Below are 16,793 nucleotides of genomic sequence, written 5' to 3'. Positions count from 1 at the left end.
GTTGACGGGAGTGTTATGGGATTGGACGAGGTCGCCACGAAACCGCATGAGGCCCTGACCGCGCATCTCGCGGACAAGATGGACGCGGTCAATACGCTGATCCGGGCGCGCATGGCCTCGCGCCACGCGCCGCGCATTCCCGAGGTCACGGCGCATCTGGTGGAGGCGGGCGGCAAGCGGCTGCGTCCGCTGCTGACGCTGGCAAGTGCGGATCTGTGTGGCTATGCGGGCGAGTATGACGTGCATCTGGCGGCGACGGTGGAGTTCATCCACACCGCGACCCTGCTGCATGACGACGTGGTGGACGAGAGTGCGCAGCGCCGGGGGCGGCCGACGGCGAACCTGCTCTATGACAACAAATCCAGCGTGCTGGTGGGCGATTACCTGTTCGCGCGCGCTTTTCAGTTGATGGTCGAGACCGGCTCGGTGCGGGTGCTTGATATCCTTGCCAATGCCTCGGCGACGATTGCCGAGGGTGAGGTGCTGCAACTGAGCGCGGCGCGCGACCTGCGCACCGATGAGAGCATCTATCTTCAGGTGGTGCGCGGCAAGACGGCGGCGCTCTTTTCGGCGGCGACCGAGGTGGGCGGCGTCATCGCGGGCGCGCCCGAGGCTCAGGTGCAGGCGCTCTTTGATTACGGCGACGCGCTCGGGGTCGCGTTCCAGATCGTCGATGACCTGCTCGATTACGAGGGCGACGCAAAGGCGACCGGGAAGAATGTCGGCGACGATTTCCGCGAGCGCAAGCTGACCCTGCCGGTGATCAAGGCGGTGGCGGCGGCCTCGGACGAGGAACGCGCCTTCTGGAAGCGGTGCATCGAAAAGGGCGATCAGCGCGACGGCGATCTGGAGCATGCGCTCGGGTTGTTGCAGGCGCATGGCGCGCTCGATCAGACGCGTGCAGATGCACGGGCATGGGTCGCCAAGGCGCGCGCGTCGCTGGAGACGCTGCCCACCCACCCTGTGCGCGACATGCTCGACGGTCTGGCGGATTACGTGGTGGCGCGGATCAACTGAGCCGGGTCGGCATGACCCACCAATCGGGGTTGTCGCGGCGCAGCGTGTGGGCGGCCTGTTGCGCGGATTGTGGGTCGGGATAGAGCCCGAAACAGGTGGCACCAGAGCCGGACATGCGGGCGAACGCGCAGCCTGAGGTCGCCGAGAGTTTCTGCAAAATATCCGCGATCACCGGGGCCTCTGCAATGGCCGGAGCCTCCAGATCGTTGCGCTGTGTGGCCAGCCATAGGATCAGGTTTTCGGCCGTGTGCCAGCCCGGCAGACGCGCGGGCATCGCCGCATTGTCGCGCCTTGTCAGCCGTTTGAAGATCGCGGGGGTCGAGACGGCGACGCCCGGATTGACCAGCACCGCATGCAGCACGGGCAGGCGCGCCAGCGGCGTGACCTCCTCGCCGATGCCGCGCATCCGGGCGGCGCGGGCCAGCAGGCAGACCGGCACATCGGCCCCGAGGCTTAGCACGTCATCGGGCAGGCGTGCGCTTGTGAGACGCGCAAGCGCGCGCAGGCAGGCCGCGGCATCACTCGATCCGCCACCAATGCCGGCAGCGGCGGGGAGATGTTTGTCGAGTGTGATGTCGGCCTCTGCGCGCATAAGCGCGGCAGCGCGCAGCACGAGGTTCTCGGGGCCATCCGGCACGCCTGCGGCCATCGGGCCCGTAACCCGCAGACATGCCGCACCGGGCCGCACCGTCACGCGATCCCCGATATCGGCAAACATCACGAGCGAATCGAGCAGGTGATAGCCATCCGCCCGGCAGCCCGTGACATTTAGTGTCAGATTGACCTTGGCCGGGGCAAACTCAGTTATTGGCCGGGACGGCATTCACGGCCCTCAGAGGCTCGGCCCCTTCTTCCTCCAGCACCTGATCGAGCCCGACCTCAAGCTTGCGGCGCACGCGCTCGGCTTCAAGATCGGGCGACGGCTCGCTTTCATGCAGCGACAGGGCGCGCCGCCACTGAAACCGCGCCTCGCCCTTGCGCCCGACCGCCCAGAGCACATCGCCCAGATGATCGTTGACCACCGGGTCGGTCGGCATCAGCTCGGCGGCGCGTTCCATCTGCACGATGGCCTCGTCATAGCGGCCGAGACGGTAATAAACCCAGCCGAGGCTGTCGACGATATAGCCGCTATTGGGCTGTGCCGCGACGGCGCGCTCGATCATGCCAAGCGCCTCGTCGAGATGGATGCGCTTTTCCACCATCGAATAGCCGAGATAGTTGAGCACCTGCGGGTGATCCGGATTCAGCTCCAGCGCGCGGCGGAAATCTGCCTCGGCCTCGGGCCAGTGGTCCAGCCGCTCGTGGCTGATTGCGCGGGCGTAATGGACGAACCATTGCGGATTGTCGCGCTCTTCCAGCAGTGCGATGGCGCGGTCATAGGCCTCGACCGCCGCCGCGTAATTCTCTTGCGCGCGTTGCAGATCCCCGGCGGCGACATGCACATTCGCGAGATCGGGATAGGATTGCGCCAACTGGTCGAGCACCTCTGCCGCCGCGTCGGGTTTCTCGGACCGGCGCAGCGCCTCGGCGCGGCCAAGCTCGGCGAGATGGTAGGATGGATCATCGCGGGGCACCTGCTTGTAGGCGGCAATGGCGAGATCGAATTGCCCCATATCCTCAAGCAGCTCCGCCACGGTGATGATTGCGTCGATATGATCCGGCTTGATCAGCTCGGCGGTGCGCGCGTAGATCAGCACGAACTCGTCATTGGCCTCTTGCATCAGGGCGCGGGCGAGCGAAAAGAACACTTCCGCTACCCCGTCCTGCGGACCGGAAATCAGGTCGAAGGGTACGGTTTCGCCATCCGCCAGCGTCGCCCGCAGCGCTGCTATGCCGGGATCGGGATCGTTGCCGAACGTGTCGTCGATAACGGCCAGGGCGCGCTCCTGCTCGCCCAGCTGGCTGAGCACCTGCGCCCAGGCGATGACGCCCCGCCGGGTCGGCTGGACCGGGCCATCCTCATCGCCGGAAAACACCTGATCAGCGCCTTCGAAATCGCCGACGGAGGCGAGCGCCAGCGCCTTTTGGTAGAGCGCGAAACTGCGCAGCCCGCCTTCCTCGGCGACCGTGTCGAACCGCGCGAGCGCCTCGGTCATGTCGCCCTTGCCGAGATAGGCCCAGGCGGTGATCAGCCCATCCGCCAGATCGCCCGCGCCGCGCCCGTCCTGCAGCCGGGCAAGCAGCGCGTCCCACTCCGCCTTGCGCGCCTCCTCGGCCAGAAGCGCGATCTGCGCCACCTGGCTGCGCAGCCCGTCCGCCTCGATCTTGCGGGCGACGGCGACGGCGCGGTCAAGCTGGCCAAGCGCCAGATAGGCGATTGTCGCGTTCTCCAGCATTGCAGGGTTCGAGCTGTCCTGCGCGATGGCCTGGGCGAAATATTCCGCCGCTGCCGCGAAATCGCCCGCCGTCTGCGCCTGCCGCGCCGCAAGATATGCGCCGGACGGCTCCTGTGCCGTGACCGGCAGGGGTGCCACCTGCAGGAAGACGCCGAATGCGAGGGCCGATAGGGTTCTGATGTTCACGCTGACCTGCCTTTTATCGCGGAAATGTCCGGTAAAGGTAATATGGCTGACCTGCCAAGGCAATGCGGCGCGGCCCATTTGCCGCGCCGCATTGCCGATCTCACGGGATGGTTACATATTCGGGTAGTTCGGCCCATCGCCCCCCTGCGGCGTCACCCAATGGATATTCTGGCTGGGATCCTTGATGTCGCAGGTCTTGCAATGCACGCAGTTCTGGAAGTTGATCACGAAGCGCGGCTCCTTGCCCTCTTCGTGCACCACCTCGTAGACACCCGCCGGGCAATAGCGCTGCGCGGGCTCTGCGTATTTCGGCAGATTGACGCTGATCGGCACGTTCGGGTCCTTGAGCGTCAGATGTGCGGGCTGGCTTTCCTCGTGATTGGTCATCGAGAAACTGACATTGGTCAGCCGGTCAAAGCTGAGCTTGCCGTCGGGCTTGGGGTAGTCGATCGTCTTGTGGGTCTCGGCCAGCCCGGTGGCCTCGGCATCGGTCTTGCCATGCTTGAGCGTGCCCAGAAGGCTGAAGCCTGCGGTATTGGTCCACATGTCGAACCCGCCCACGGTAAGCGAGGCCAGCAGCCCGTATCTGGACCAGAGCGGCTTGACGTTGCGGACCTTTTTCAGGTCCTTGCCGATTGCGCCGGTGCGCACCTCGGTCTCGTAATCGTTGAGTTCGTCGCTGGCGCGCCCCGCCTTGATCGCCGCATGCGCCGCCTCCGCCGCCGCCTTGCCCGAGAGCATGGCGTTATGGTTGCCCTTGATGCGCGGCACGTTGACCATGCCGACCGAACAGCCCAGAAGCGCCACACCCGGGGCCACCATCTTGGGCATCGACTGATAGCCGCCCTCGGTGATGGCGCGCGCGCCATACGCCACGCGCTTGCCGCCTTTCAGCAGCTCCGCGACCATCGGGTGATGCTTGAACCGCTGGAACTCCATGTAAGGGTAAAGATGCGGGTTCTGGTAATTAAGATGCACCACGAAGCCGACATAGACCTGATTGTTCTCGAGATGATAGATGAACGAGCCGCCGCCTGCATTGCTGCCCAGAGGCCAGCCCATCGTATGGGTGACGCTGCCCTCGCGATGCTTGGCGGGGTCGACCTCCCATATCTCTTTCATGCCGAGGCCGTATTTCTGCGGCTCATGGCCCTTGGAAAGGTCGTATTTGCCGATCACCTCCTTCGCAAGGCTGCCGCGCACGCCCTCGGACAGGAACACGTATTTGCCGTGCAGCTCCATCCCCGGCTCATAGTTCGGGCCGGGCGTGCCGTCCTCGTTCTTGCCAAACTCACCGGCCACGACGCCTTTCACCTCGCCGTTGTCGCCATAGACCATTTCCGAGCAGGCCATGCCGGGGAAAATCTCGACGCCAAGTTCCTCGGCCTGTTCGGCCATCCAGCGGCAGACATTGCCCATCGAGACGATGTAATTGCCGTGGTTGTTCATCAGCGGCGGCATCGGCCAGTTGGGGATGCGGACCTTGCCGCCTTCACCCAGCATGTAGAAATTATCCTCGCGCACAGGCGTGTTGACCGGCGCGCCCTTGTCTTTCCAGTCGGGGATCAGCGCGTCGAGACCGCAGGGATCGAGCACCGCGCCCGACAGGATATGCGCGCCCACCTCGGAGCCCTTTTCCAGTACCACGACCTGGCACTCGGCATCGAGCTGCTTCAACCGGATCGCAGCGGAAAGCCCGGCGGGCCCGGCCCCCACGATCACGACATCATATTCCATCGCTTCGCGTGTCACATCCGTCATCGACATCATCCTTTTTCCGGGGCGCGCCACGGGCCTGTGCCGCCACGCAACAATCTTGCGATGAGTGACTAGCCCGCCCGCGCGTCGAGCGTCAATTGAAACACGACGTTAAAACCGCTTGAAACCGGCAATTTGTCACGGGCCTGCGCCCGAATTCGCCCGCCTGCGCGATCCCCTATTGCAATCGAAGCCCGGCTTCGTGCAAGCTGATCGAAATTCCGAAACGAGACCGACGGGGCCAGCACATGCGCGGCCCCGCTTCTGACAATGGACGTGAGATATGGATAAGATTCCGATGACTGCCGGCGGCCATGCCGCGCTGGAAAAAGAGCTCAAGCAGCTCAAGTCGATCGAACGCCCCGCCATCATCCGCGCCATCGCCGAGGCGCGCGAACATGGTGATCTGAGCGAGAATGCCGAATATCATTCGGCCAAGGAGAAGCAGTCCTTCATCGAGGGCCGGATCAAGGAGATCGAGGGGATCCTGAGCCTCGCCGAGGTGATCAACCCCGCCAAGCTTTCCGGCTCGATCAAGTTCGGCGCGACCGTCACGCTCGTCGACGAGGATACCGACGAGGAAAAGACCTATCAGATCGTGGGCGAGCATGAGGCCAATATCGAAAAGGGTCTATTGAACATAAAATCGCCGATCGCCCGCGCCCTGATCGGCAAGGAAGAGGGCGATAGCGTCGAAGTGCGCACTCCCGGTGGTGATCGCGCGTATGAGGTGATAAAGGTGGCCTATATCTGACAGGCCCCATATCATGCCCCAGAACACGCAGAACGCCCGCTTGACGGGGCCTCACGACAGGCCGACACCGGACCGGCTGAGCGCCATCGAGGTGCTTGCGCTGGTGGTGTCTGTGGCTTGGCTGATGGGAGCGGGTGTGTTCTTTCTCGTCCTGGCACCGCAGGATCCGACCGGCAGCGCATTGCAATTCGTGATCGTGCTGGTGGCCGTCTTCCTGCCCGTGGCGATGCTCTGGGTCGGGGCCATGACGGCCCGGGCAAGCCGCGTGATGCGCGAGGAAAGCGCCCGGCTCCATGCCGCAATCGACGCGATCCGCGAGGCCTATCTCAAGCAGAACCAGTCGCTTGGACAGACCGTGGACAAGACCGTGAGTCAGAAGCTCGACGAGATCGTGGCAGCACAGCGCAAGACCGAGAGCACGCTGGCGACATTTTCCTCAGTGCGCAATCACGAGAGCGAGCCGCGCCCGGTGCTTGCCCCGGCCCCGTCTCCGACCGAAGATCAGGTCGCGCTGCCGCTTGGCACCCCCGCCGAGGAGATCCAGCCACCGCTGGAGCGGTCGGATTTCGTCAGGGCGTTGAATTTCCCGGAAAATCCCGATGACAAGGCCGGGTTCGCGGCGCTGCGCCGGGCGCTCAAGGACCGCCCCACGGCGCAGCTCATCCGGGCCGCGCAAGACATACTCACGCTGATGTCGCAGGATGGCATCTACATGGACGACCTGCGCCCCGATATGGCCCGCCCCGAGATCTGGCGCCGATTCGCGGGCGGCGAGCGCGGGCGCACGGTGGCCGCGCTTGGCGGCGTGCGGGACCGGTCGTCGCTGGCGCTGACGGCGGCACGGATGAAGCAGGACACGATCTTTCGCGACGCAGCGCATCACTTCCTGCGGCTCTTCGACCGGATGGTCTCGCAATTCACCGAGACCGCGACGGATACCGAGATCTCGGCCCTATCCGAGACCCGCACGGCGCGTGCCTTCATGTTGCTCGGGCGCGTCGCGGGCACCTTCGACTGACAGCCGATTTGCCTGCCAAACCCTGTTTCTTCTTGGAAAAATACTCAAACTCGTGCGCCTGAACGGGCTCTATTGCCCCATCCGGATTTCCACGTCATGATGCGCGCCTGAGGGAGATATAAGCGATGCGCAAGTTTCTTGTCGTGCTGGATGACAGCCGCGAATGCCTGAACGCGATGCGCTTTGCCGCGATGCGGGCGGCACGCACGCAGGGTGGCGTTGCGATTCTCGCCGTGATCCCGCCAGAGGAATTCAACCACTGGATCGGCGTCGGTGACATCATGCGTGAGGAAAGCCGCGAGCGGATCGAGGCGCATTTCGAAGTCTTCGCGAAATGGATGCGCGACAAGCAAGGAATTGATCCCGAACTGGTGATTCGCGAGGGCGAAGCCGTGTCGGAGATCGTTTCGCAGGTCCATGACGACCCCGATATCGGTGTCCTGGTGCTGGGGGCAGGCACCGGCAAGAAGGGGCCGGGACCGCTGGTCACGCAATTGACCAAGAACGCGGGCACCCTGCCCATTCCGATTACCATAGTGCCCGGCGACCTGAGCAAGGAACGGTTGGAAGCGATCACCTGAGGGGCGCGGATGTGCAATTCCGGCGATCACGAGCAGGCGCGCAAAGGCTGGATGGTTGGACCCTGAAAATCAGGGCAACGCGGTGGTAACACATGTGCCGTGCGGCCCGGAGCGGTCTTTGAATGACCCGTAGAAGGTGCCGCGCATCGCCGGGCCGCCCCGCGGCACCTTCTGGCGTGGTGCTATGGTCGCTCAAGGCCAAGTGAGGCATGTGTCGCTGACCACGACCCAAGCCGGGACCCCTCTGCCCCACCAGAGCGCCGCAGTTTAGAATCGTTCCAATCCTTGACTTGCGCCAATGGGGGGCGCATATCTGGGAGCAAGCACGAAAGGGCCGCGCCATGTTCATCCAGACCGAATCCACTCCCAATCCCGCCACGCTGAAATTCCTTCCCGGGCAGACCGTGCTCGATGCCGGTACCGCCGACTTCCCGACCGCCGAAGGGGCGGAGGTGTCGCCGCTGGTCGAACGCATCTTCAAGGTGCCGGGTGTCGCGGGTGTGTTTCTGGGCAACGATTTCGTGACCGTCACCAAGGGTGAGGCGATCGAGTGGGATCATATCAAGCCCGCGATCCTTGGCGCCATCATGGAGCATTACCAATCCGGACAACCTGTGATGATCGGCGAGGGCGGCGGCGCGTCGGGCCATGCCGAACATAGCGGCGAGGACTCAGAGATCGTCGGCCAGATCAAGGAACTGCTCGATACCCGCGTGCGCCCTGCCGTGGCACAGGACGGTGGCGACATCACCTTTCACGGCTTTGAACGCGGAGTGGTCTACCTGCATATGCAGGGGGCCTGCGCCGGCTGTCCCTCCTCGACCATCACGCTCAAGATGGGGATCGAGAACCTGCTGCGCCACTATATCCCCGAGGTGACAGAGGTGCGCCCTGTCGGTGTCTGAGCCGCTTGTCCTGGGGTTTGACACATCGGCCGCGCATTGCGCGGCCGCTTTGCTGTGCGGCGACCGAGTTCTGGTGGCCCGCGCCGAGGACATGGGGCGCGGGCAGGCCGAACGCCTGATGCCGCTGCTGGAAGAGGTGCTGGCCGAGGGCGCTGCCCATTGGGGCGATCTGACCCGGATCGGGGTCGGCATCGGCCCCGGCAATTTCACCGGCATCCGAATTTCGGTGGCCGCCGCGCGCGGCCTCGCGCTGAGCCTTGGCATTCCCGCGATCGGGATCAGCACGCTGGAGGCGATCCGTGCAGGCAATGAGTGCGGCACGCCCTGCGTGCCCGCGCCGCGCGGTCAGGGCTATGTGAAGCGCGCGGGCCACGCGCCGGACCTGGTGGCGATGGCTGATATCGCGGATGCGGTACTGCCCCCTGCCCCGGCGCATCTGGCCGAGCGGATCGCGCTGCTGGCGGCCCGCGCGCCCGGCAACGGCCCGTCCCCGGCGCCGCTTTACGTGCGGCCTGCCGACGCGGCCCCGGCGAGGGACGCGCCGCCCGTAATCCTCGATGACGCCTGACGAGATGGCCGCCTGCCATGCCCGCGCCTTTGCCGGTCAGGGGCGGGGCTGGTCGGTGGCGGAATTCGCCGGTCTGCTGGACAGCCCGCTGGTCTTTGCGGTGGGAGACGCTCGCACCTTCGCGCTTGGCCGGGTGATCGCGGAAGAGGCGGAACTGCTGACGCTGGCCTGCGATCCGGCGCAGCGGCGCAAGGGGTTGGGGCGGGCCTGCCTTGCCGGTTTCGAGGCCGAGGCACAGGCGCGCGGCGCGGTGACGGCGTTTCTGGAGGTTGCCGCGGACAATGCACCGGCCCGAGGGCTGTATGACGCTGCAGGCTATGCCGAAATCAGCCGACGCGTCGGGTATTACGCGCACGCGGGGGCCACTTCGGTGGATGCCATCGTGATGCGCAAGACGCTTTAGCGGTGCGGTGGATCAGGCCGCACCGTGATCACCCCCTGAGAGCGCAACCTGCTGCCGGAGCGGTCAGCCCCGCAGCGTTTTCTCGAAATAGTGAAAGCCGGTGATTTCGGGGCGCGCCGCGATGCCCTTGATCAGCGTCAGCAAGGGTGTCTCGCCCAGAGGATAATCGGTGCGGATCGGCCCGGCAGCCTTGAGCGCGCGATATTGCCCATCGTCGTAGAAGGCCGCCAGCAGCAGGTCGTCATCGCTCTGGAACGGACCGCGCTGATCGCGCAGCCGCTGGATGGCGGGCGGCACCAGCAGGCCGGGGCGCTCGGTAATCGGCTCCTTGCCGCGGGTGATCTTGTCATAGAGGTTCGGGTCGATTGTGCCCGCGATCTCGCCATAGCCACCGCGCACATAGAGCAGCACCTCGTCCGGGACGGTCTCATAGCGCGCGCGGCCCTGATCCCGGCCCATGACGTTGAGAATCGCCTGGGTCACGACATATTGCGCGAAGGGGCTGACGATGATCGGATAACCCAGATCCTCGCGCACATGCCAGGCCTCTTCGAGGATTTCATTGAGCCGCCCCTGAAGCCCCATGCCTTCAAGCTGATAGGCGAGGTTCGACACCATCCCGCCCGGGCATTGGTGGCAATAGTGGAATTCATCGTATTCGCGCACCTCACCCACCGGCTTGCCCTCGGCCTCGGCGATGAAGGCCAGACGTTCGGCGGCCTCCTCCACCGGTCCGAGGTCGATATCCACGCCGTAGCCGCGCCGCCGCAGGTTCTGCGTGACCCGCTCGGTGGGGCTGTGGCTGACACCATTGGCGAGCGTCGAGGTGGCGGTATGGACCACGTCGACCCCGTGCTCGACCGCCTGTAGCACCACATAGGGGGCAAGGCCCGAGTTGCAATGCGTGTGGATCTGCAACGGCATCGCGCCCATCACCGATTTCAGCGCCGGGACGAGCGTGGCGACACGTTCAGGCCGCAAGAGACCGCTGGCATCCTTGAGAAAGATGCCATCGACGCCCAGCGCGATCAACTCCTTCGCCTTCTTCTGGTAATAGGCATCGGTGTGCACCGGGCTGTAGGTATAGACCAGCCCGCCCACGACATGCAGGCCGTGGCTCTTGGCGGCGCGGATCGGAATTTCGAGATTGCGCATGTCGTTGAGCGCGTCATAGGGCGTGTGATAGCGCATACCGTTGGCGGCAAAGCGTTCGGCGGCCAGTTCCACGATGTCGTCGGGGAAAAACTCGAAGGTGAAAAGGCTCTGCCCCCGCGTGTGGATGATCAGTGGCGTTTCGGTGACCCATTGATTGAGGATGCGCATGCGCTCCCACGGGTCTTCGCGCAGGTAGCGCACGCAGACATCGAACACCGCACCGCCGACAAGGTCGATCGCCTCGAATCCGGCGCGGTCGAGCCGGGGGGCGATCTCCTGCATCATGGCGGTGGTCATGCGCGTGGCCCAGAGGCATTGATGCGCATCGCGCAGGGTGACATCGACAAGGCGGATCGTGCGGCTCATGTTTCCCTCTCGAACAACTGCGGCAAGAAGCTTTCCTCGACCCACTTGGTGTGTATCGCGCTCGCCGCGAATTCCGGGTCGCGGACGAGGGCGCGGTGCAGGTCGATGGTGGTGTCGATCCCCTCGACCCGGAACGCGGCGAGTGCTGCGCGGGCGCGGTCGAGGGCGTGGTCGCGATCAGTGCCATGCACGATGAGCTTGGCCAGCATCGAATCGTAATAGGGCTGCACCGTGCTGCCAGTCGCGACAAAGCCGTCGACACGAATGCCCGGCCCGCGTGGCGGCTCCCACCGGGTGATCCGGCCCGGCGAGGGGCGGAACTCATGCCGGAACGATTCGGCGTTGATGCGGAATTCGATGGCATGGCCACAGTCGGCGGCGGGCGGCCCGACCGAGATCGCCTCGCCGCGCGCGATGCGGAACTGTTCGGCCACAAGATCGGCGCCGGTCAGCATTTCCGAAACCGGATGCTCCACCTGAATGCGGGTATTCATCTCGATAAAGAAGAACTCGCGCGTCTCGGCGTCGAAGATGAATTCGACCGTGCCCGCGCCGCGATAGTTGACCCCTGCGGTCAAGCGCAGGGCGCTGTCGTGGATGCGCGCGCGCTCCGCCTCGCTCAGCACCGGCGAGGGGGCCTCTTCAACCAGTTTCTGGTGACGCCGCTGCACGGTGCAATCGCGCTCTCCGACATGGACGGCATTGCCCTTGCCGTCGCCGAAAACCTGCACCTCGATATGGCGGACATTCGACACGAACCGCTCCAGATAGACCGCAGGATCGCCGAAAGCCTGCTCCGCCTCATGGCTGGCCTGCGCGAAAAGCGCGTCGAACTCCTCGGCGGAGCGGGCGATTCGCATGCCGCGCCCGCCGCCCCCGGCACTGGCCTTGATCAGCACCGGAAAGCCGATCTGCGCGACCAGACCCGCGATATCGTCAGTCTCACGGACCGCGCCGTCGGAACCTTGCACCACCGGCACGCCGTGCTTTTGCGCGGTGCTGCGGGCCGCCGCCTTGTCACCCATGAGGCGGATGGTGTCGGCATCAGGGCCGATAAAGATCAGCCCTTCGGCCGCACAACGCTCTGCGAAATCGGCATTTTCCGCAAGGAAGCCGTAGCCCGGATAGACCGCGTCGCAACCCGTCGCACAGGCGACATGCAAGAGCGCATCGGCATTGAGATAGCTCTGCGTGCTGGATGCGGGGCCGATGCAGACCGCCTCGCTCGCGGCCCAGACATGCGGCGCGGCGGCGTCCGGCTCCGAGTGGACGGCGACCGACCGGATATCGAGCGCATTGCAGGCGCGCACCGCCCGCAAGGCAATTTCCCCTCTGTTCGCGATCAGGACTTTCTTCACGGTGCTGCCGGTCCTTTTGCTGTCACGGCTCATAGCCTCTCAAGTTCTGGCAGATTGGCAAGCGAAATTTCATCTTGTAAAAAATTTCATTCCGGATTTTGATAAAGTGAAGATTCTCTCGACCTGAAGGAAGACTGCATGACGGCCCCACTGACCCTTGCCAATCCGCTCGGCGATCGCTCCAGCGTGTCGCAAAAGACCTTTGCCGTGATGGAATGCGTGGGCTCTTCGGGCCGTCCGCTGACCGTGTCCGAGATCGCGGTGCTGCTCGACATTCCGACCCCGACGGTGCATCGCATCGTGCACCAGTTGGACATGGATGGCCTGCTGGTGCAGGAGGCGGGCAGCCGGGGATATGTGCCCGGCCCGCGGCTGTTCAATTTCGCGCTCAACGTGTTCCAGACGGCGGTGCGGCATGGCTCCAAGCACGCGATCCTCGAACGGCTGTCGGCGGCGACCGGTGAGACCTGCAATTTCGGCATCATATCGGGCGGGGCGCTGCTCTATGCCGACCGGGTCGAGGCCTCCTGGCCGTTCGGGTTGCGCTACGAGGTCGGTTCGCGCGTGCCGCTCCACTGCACCTCGATGGGCAAGATGCTTCTGGCGCATCAGCCCAAGCGGCGGCGCGAGCATCTGCTGTCCCTCTCGGACCTGCATGCCTATACCGACACGACGATGACCGAGATCCCGGCGCTCGAGGAACAATTCGCCCAGATCCGAACGCAGGGCTATTCCGTCGACAATCAGGAATTTCTGGCCGGTGTGATCTGCGCGGCGGTTCCGGTGCGCGATGCGCGCGGCAAGGTCTGCGCGGCGGTCGCGGTGTCCGCCCCGCAGGCGCGCATGCCGATGCGCGTGGCGGTCGAGCATGTCCCGCGCCTGCTGGCGGCGGCGGAAGAGATTTCGGCGACCTGGGCGATGGATGAGGCCGAAGACGGTGAAAACGACCATGCCCGGATTTAAAGAGATCGGAGAGATCCTGAGCATCATCGACTCGTCCTCCTGCGAGGAGGTCGTGCTTGAGACGCAGGATATCAAGCTGGTCGTGCATCGGCGCGGCGCGGGACATAGGACGAGCGAGAGCGCAATGCCGACCGCACCGACCGCCCCCGCCGCGCCGGAGGCCCGCCCGGCAACGCCAGCCGCGACCGCGCCGGATACATCACCGGTTCAGGATGATGGCGCGGCCACCGTGCGCGCGCCCGTGGTCGGCACCTTCTATCGGGCGCCGTCACCCGAGGCGCCGCCCTTTGTCGAGGTTGGCAGCACGGTCCGAGAGGGCGATCCGCTCTGCGTGATCGAGGTGATGAAGCTGTTCACCACCATCCATGCGGACACCGACGGCGTGATCGAGAGCATCGGCGCCGAGAATGCCCAACTGGTCGAGTTCGGACAGGTTCTGTTCAGCATCAAGCCGGGCTGACGCGACAAGGGGAGACGCGCGCGGTTCGTGATTTCGGGGAGGACGTGAATGAAACCGGTACTTCAATCCACCGACAAGGTGGTGCTGACGATTGCACCGACCGGCGGGCTACACGGCAGGGAGGCCAATCCGCGCCTGCCCGAGCAGCCCGAGGATATCATCGCGACATTCGCCGACTGCTACGAGGCGGGGGCGACCATCGCCCATATCCATGTCCGCGACAAGGAAGGCCGCACCAGCGCCGATCCGGTGATCTATGGCGAGGTGATCGCGGGCATCAAGGAGCGCTGCCCCGACATGATCACTCAGGTCGGCAACGGTATCGGCATCCGCCGCGAGGGCAACGGCGTCTGGTCGGGCTTCTCCCAGGAACAGCGCATGGCGCTGCTCGATCTCGATCCCGCCCCGGACATGCTGACGGTCAATGCGGGCACGTTCCATTTCCAGCACAAGGATGCGGAATTCCTGTTCAACAATTCCAAGGCCTGGAACCGCGAGTTCATCACCGGCTGCCGCGAGCGTGGCATCGTGAACGAGCTGGAGGTCTACGATGTCAGCCATATCTTCAACATGCTGCAACTGCGCGACGAGGGGATCATCTCCGATCCGATGCATTTCAGCTTTGTCATGGGGATCAATGGCGGCATCCCGGCAGAGCCGAAATACCTGCTGACGATGCTTGATGCGATCCCGGAGAATTCGAACTGGCAGATCGTCTCGGTGGGCCGGTCGCAATTGCCGCTGACGACCATGACCGTCGCCATGGGCGGCAACATGCGCACCGGTTTCGAGGATACGGTGTTCTACGCCAAGGGCGAGTTGGCCGAGACCAACCGCCAACTGGTCGAGCGCGCCGCCCGCATCGTCAATGAGCTGGGCCGCGAGGTGGCCGATATCGACTATGCCCGCCGGATGCTGCACCACAAGCCGAACGATCCCTCGGGTCGCGGCGCGGTGATGTAGAAAATGGCTGAGCCGGTGTTCGATGTCTCGGGCCATGTGGTCCTTGTCGCCGGAGGGGCCCGGGGGCTGGGGCGCGGGCTGGCATCGGGGCTGGCGGCGCGCGGGGCGCGGATCGTGCTGACAGACCGGCTGGCGGACGAGGCATTTGAGGCCGTCGGCACATTGCCCGGCGAGGGGCATCTTGCCTGCGCGCTCGACGTGACCGACCCCGAGAGCGTGGACGCTGCGATTGCAGTTGCACGGCGGCACGGCGGGCGGATCGACGCCGTTCTCAACAGCGCGGGCATCGCCCGTTTCGCCCCGGCGCTGGAGCTTTCGGCAGAGGATTTCGCCGAGACAATGGCGGTGAACGTGACCGGGGCGTTCCTGCTGTCGCGCAGCGCCGCGCGGGTCATGGCCGAACAGGACACCGGCGGGCGGATCGTGCATCTGGCCTCGGTCTCAAGCCGGGTGGTGAACGAGAAATACGCCGCCTATTCGACCAGCAAGGCGGCGCTGGCGCAATTGGTCAAGCTGCTTGGGCTGGAATGGGCGCGGACCGGGATCACCGTCAACGCCATCGGCCCCGCCGTGACCCGAACACCGCTGACCGAAGCGACGATCCTCGCCGATCCCGAGATGACCGCGCAGGCGCTGGCGCAGATTCCGATGGGCCGGTTCGGCGAGTGTGAGGATCTGATCGCGACCGTGCTGTTGCTGATGTCGGAGGGAGGCCGCTTCATCACCGGACAGACCGTCTATGTCGATGGCGGCAGAACGCTGAAATAGCGCGTGCAGGAGGAGGGCTGCCGGAGGAGTTGCATGGAAGACAATCAAAGCTGCTGGCGGCGTCAAGACCGACCGGCACATAGCCAACCAAGGGAGGACTAGATGAAACATTTCAAGTTCGGAAGGATGCGGTCTCTGGCCGCCGCCGCGACATTCGCGGCCTCGACGCTGACGGCGGGTATCGCCGCCGCCGAAACCGTGGTGCCGTTCCTGGCCTGCCCGCTGGGCTGCGGCGCGGTGCAGACCAACACCGTGCTGGCCGCGCGCATGGCGCGGGACGGCTCGGAGGTGCTGCCCGCCGCGCAGGAGACGCCGGGCTTCATGTTCAACGTGCGCGCCATGGCCGAAGAACGGCGCTGGACGACCACCGTCTTCGGCACCGAGGACACGGTGATTCAGGCTGCGTTTCAGGGCGGGCGCGAGGAGTTCGCGAAATTCGTGCCGCAGCCAGTGCCGATCAAGTTTCAGTTGCTCTATGGTGAAGGGGTGGTGGCGCAGGGCAAGTTCTTCGTGACCTTTGACCCCGAGATCAAGTCGGTCGCCGATCTCAAGGGCAAGAGCATCTCCATCGGCCTGCCGACGCAGAGCGACTGGGGCATGTCGGCGGCGCTCTATCTTGAGCATGGCTACGGCATCACCGACGAGAACAGCGATATCCGCTTCGTCACCCCGGCGGTGATGACGCAGGAGCTGATCGACGGCACCACCGATGCGGCGCTGGTGGCGCTCGTGACCAATGGCGACCAGACGATCTGGTGGACCAACGACCTGACCAGCAAGCTGCACGCCTCGGGGCAGCAGATCCGCTATCTCGGCCTGACCGACGAGGCCATCGACACGGTGAACGAGAAATTCGGCATGACCTATGGCCGGATGACCGTGCCCGCGGGCAGCCTGCCCGGACAGACCGAGGATTTCCTTGCCGGGTCCAACCGGATCTTTGCGGCGGTGCACCCGGATTTTCCCGAGGATGTCGCCTATCAGCTGGTCATGGGCGTGCACAAGCACGGCCCCGGCCTGCGCGAGAGCGGTCAGGGATTCTGGAAGTTCTGGTCGGAGGCCAACATGATCTCGGGGCTGAGCGACGAGAACGCCCATCCCGGTGCCATCCGCGCCTACAAGGAGCTTGGCCTGTGGGAGCGTCGGACCGAGTTCGAGCCGATGACCTATCCCGGCGACTGACCGGGACGGACAGGCGTTCGATCCGCAGGGGGCGGTGCATCGCCGCCCCCTG

17 protein-coding genes are annotated in these 16,793 nt (G+C 64.9%); 12 read left to right on the top strand and 5 right to left on the bottom strand.

What is annotated here, in order from left to right:
• The first annotated feature begins 15 nt into the window (after positions 1–15).
• A complete protein-coding gene (locus ACSSV4_RS13755; protein ID WP_454275687.1) occupies positions 16–1,017 on the top strand; it encodes a polyprenyl synthetase family protein in 1,002 nt (333 codons plus the stop codon).
• On the opposite strand, the gene ACSSV4_RS13750 is transcribed toward ACSSV4_RS13755, so the two are convergent.
• From ACSSV4_RS13750 to ACSSV4_RS13740, 3 genes are all read right to left on the bottom strand, one after another.
• Positions 1,010–1,825, bottom strand: coding sequence for a 4-(cytidine 5'-diphospho)-2-C-methyl-D-erythritol kinase (locus ACSSV4_RS13750; RefSeq protein ID WP_454275726.1), 816 nt, complete (start codon positions 1,823–1,825; stop codon positions 1,010–1,012). The two genes, ACSSV4_RS13755 and ACSSV4_RS13750, sit on opposite strands and share 8 nt — an antisense overlap.
• A complete protein-coding gene (locus ACSSV4_RS13745; protein WP_454275686.1) occupies positions 1,818–3,539 on the bottom strand; it encodes a tetratricopeptide repeat protein in 1,722 nt (573 codons plus the stop codon). The genes ACSSV4_RS13750 and ACSSV4_RS13745 overlap by 8 nt, the downstream gene beginning before the upstream one ends.
• A 111-nt stretch (positions 3,540–3,650) precedes the next feature.
• Positions 3,651–5,300, bottom strand: coding sequence for an electron transfer flavoprotein-ubiquinone oxidoreductase (locus ACSSV4_RS13740; protein ID WP_454275685.1), 1,650 nt, complete (start codon positions 5,298–5,300; stop codon positions 3,651–3,653).
• A gap of 280 nt (positions 5,301–5,580) precedes the next feature.
• Between ACSSV4_RS13740 and greA the strand changes: the two genes are divergently transcribed.
• The 6 genes from greA to ACSSV4_RS13710 all read left to right on the top strand — a co-directional run bounded on the left by greA (position 5,581) and on the right by ACSSV4_RS13710 (position 9,526).
• Positions 5,581–6,051: a transcription elongation factor GreA gene (gene greA / locus ACSSV4_RS13735; protein ID WP_454275684.1), complete on the top strand. Its 471-nt coding sequence runs from the start codon at positions 5,581–5,583 to the stop codon at positions 6,049–6,051.
• A gap of 13 nt (positions 6,052–6,064) precedes the next feature.
• Positions 6,065–7,069, top strand: coding sequence for a hypothetical protein (locus ACSSV4_RS13730; protein ID WP_454275683.1), 1,005 nt, complete (start codon positions 6,065–6,067; stop codon positions 7,067–7,069).
• A 125-nt stretch (positions 7,070–7,194) separates the two neighbouring features.
• Positions 7,195–7,650 (top strand): universal stress protein, encoded by a 456-nt coding sequence (locus ACSSV4_RS13725; protein ID WP_454275682.1) that lies wholly within the window; start codon positions 7,195–7,197, stop codon positions 7,648–7,650.
• A gap of 341 nt (positions 7,651–7,991) precedes the next feature.
• On the top strand, positions 7,992–8,555 hold the full coding sequence (locus ACSSV4_RS13720) for a NifU family protein (protein ID WP_454275681.1): 564 nt from the start codon (positions 7,992–7,994) through the stop codon (positions 8,553–8,555).
• A complete protein-coding gene (tsaB, locus tag ACSSV4_RS13715; protein WP_454275680.1) occupies positions 8,548–9,123 on the top strand; it encodes a tRNA (adenosine(37)-N6)-threonylcarbamoyltransferase complex dimerization subunit type 1 TsaB in 576 nt (191 codons plus the stop codon). Before ACSSV4_RS13720 ends, tsaB begins: the two co-directional genes overlap by 8 nt.
• On the top strand, positions 9,113–9,526 hold the full coding sequence (locus ACSSV4_RS13710; RefSeq protein ID WP_454275679.1) for a GNAT family N-acetyltransferase: 414 nt from the start codon (positions 9,113–9,115) through the stop codon (positions 9,524–9,526). Before tsaB ends, ACSSV4_RS13710 begins: the two co-directional genes overlap by 11 nt.
• A 63-nt stretch (positions 9,527–9,589) precedes the next feature.
• Here the strand turns inward: ACSSV4_RS13710 and ACSSV4_RS13705 are convergent, their stop codons facing one another.
• A complete protein-coding gene (locus tag ACSSV4_RS13705; RefSeq protein ID WP_454275678.1) occupies positions 9,590–11,047 on the bottom strand; it encodes a pyruvate carboxylase subunit B in 1,458 nt (485 codons plus the stop codon).
• Complete coding sequence (locus tag ACSSV4_RS13700) at positions 11,044–12,438, bottom strand: acetyl-CoA carboxylase biotin carboxylase subunit (RefSeq protein ID WP_454275677.1); 1,395 nt, start codon at positions 12,436–12,438, stop codon at positions 11,044–11,046. The genes ACSSV4_RS13705 and ACSSV4_RS13700 overlap by 4 nt, the downstream gene beginning before the upstream one ends.
• Before the next feature lie 105 nt (positions 12,439–12,543).
• Here ACSSV4_RS13700 and ACSSV4_RS13695 point away from each other — a divergent pair, with 105 nt between their 5' ends.
• From ACSSV4_RS13695 to ACSSV4_RS13675, 5 genes are all read left to right on the top strand, one after another.
• Complete coding sequence (locus ACSSV4_RS13695) at positions 12,544–13,368, top strand: IclR family transcriptional regulator (RefSeq protein WP_454275676.1); 825 nt, start codon at positions 12,544–12,546, stop codon at positions 13,366–13,368.
• Entirely contained in the window at positions 13,355–13,828 is a 474-nt protein-coding gene (gene accB, locus ACSSV4_RS13690; protein ID WP_454275675.1) for an acetyl-CoA carboxylase biotin carboxyl carrier protein, read from the top strand. Before ACSSV4_RS13695 ends, accB begins: the two co-directional genes overlap by 14 nt.
• Before the next feature lie 48 nt (positions 13,829–13,876).
• The gene (locus tag ACSSV4_RS13685) at positions 13,877–14,791 is read left to right on the top strand and encodes a 3-keto-5-aminohexanoate cleavage protein (RefSeq protein ID WP_454275674.1); all 915 of its coding nucleotides are present in this window, start codon (positions 13,877–13,879) and stop codon (positions 14,789–14,791) included.
• 3 nt (positions 14,792–14,794) lie between these two features.
• Positions 14,795–15,559, top strand: coding sequence for an SDR family NAD(P)-dependent oxidoreductase (locus ACSSV4_RS13680; protein WP_454275673.1), 765 nt, complete (start codon positions 14,795–14,797; stop codon positions 15,557–15,559).
• A 102-nt stretch (positions 15,560–15,661) separates the two neighbouring features.
• Positions 15,662–16,741, top strand: a complete 1,080-nt coding sequence (locus tag ACSSV4_RS13675) for a TAXI family TRAP transporter solute-binding subunit (protein WP_454275672.1) — start codon at positions 15,662–15,664, stop codon at positions 16,739–16,741.
• Positions 16,742–16,793: the final 52 nt, after the last annotated feature.

This window comes from Roseovarius sp. MBR-154, assembly GCF_053628595.1.
Note: the sequence above shows the minus strand (reverse complement) of the source record. Positions and strands in the feature narration are given on the sequence as shown.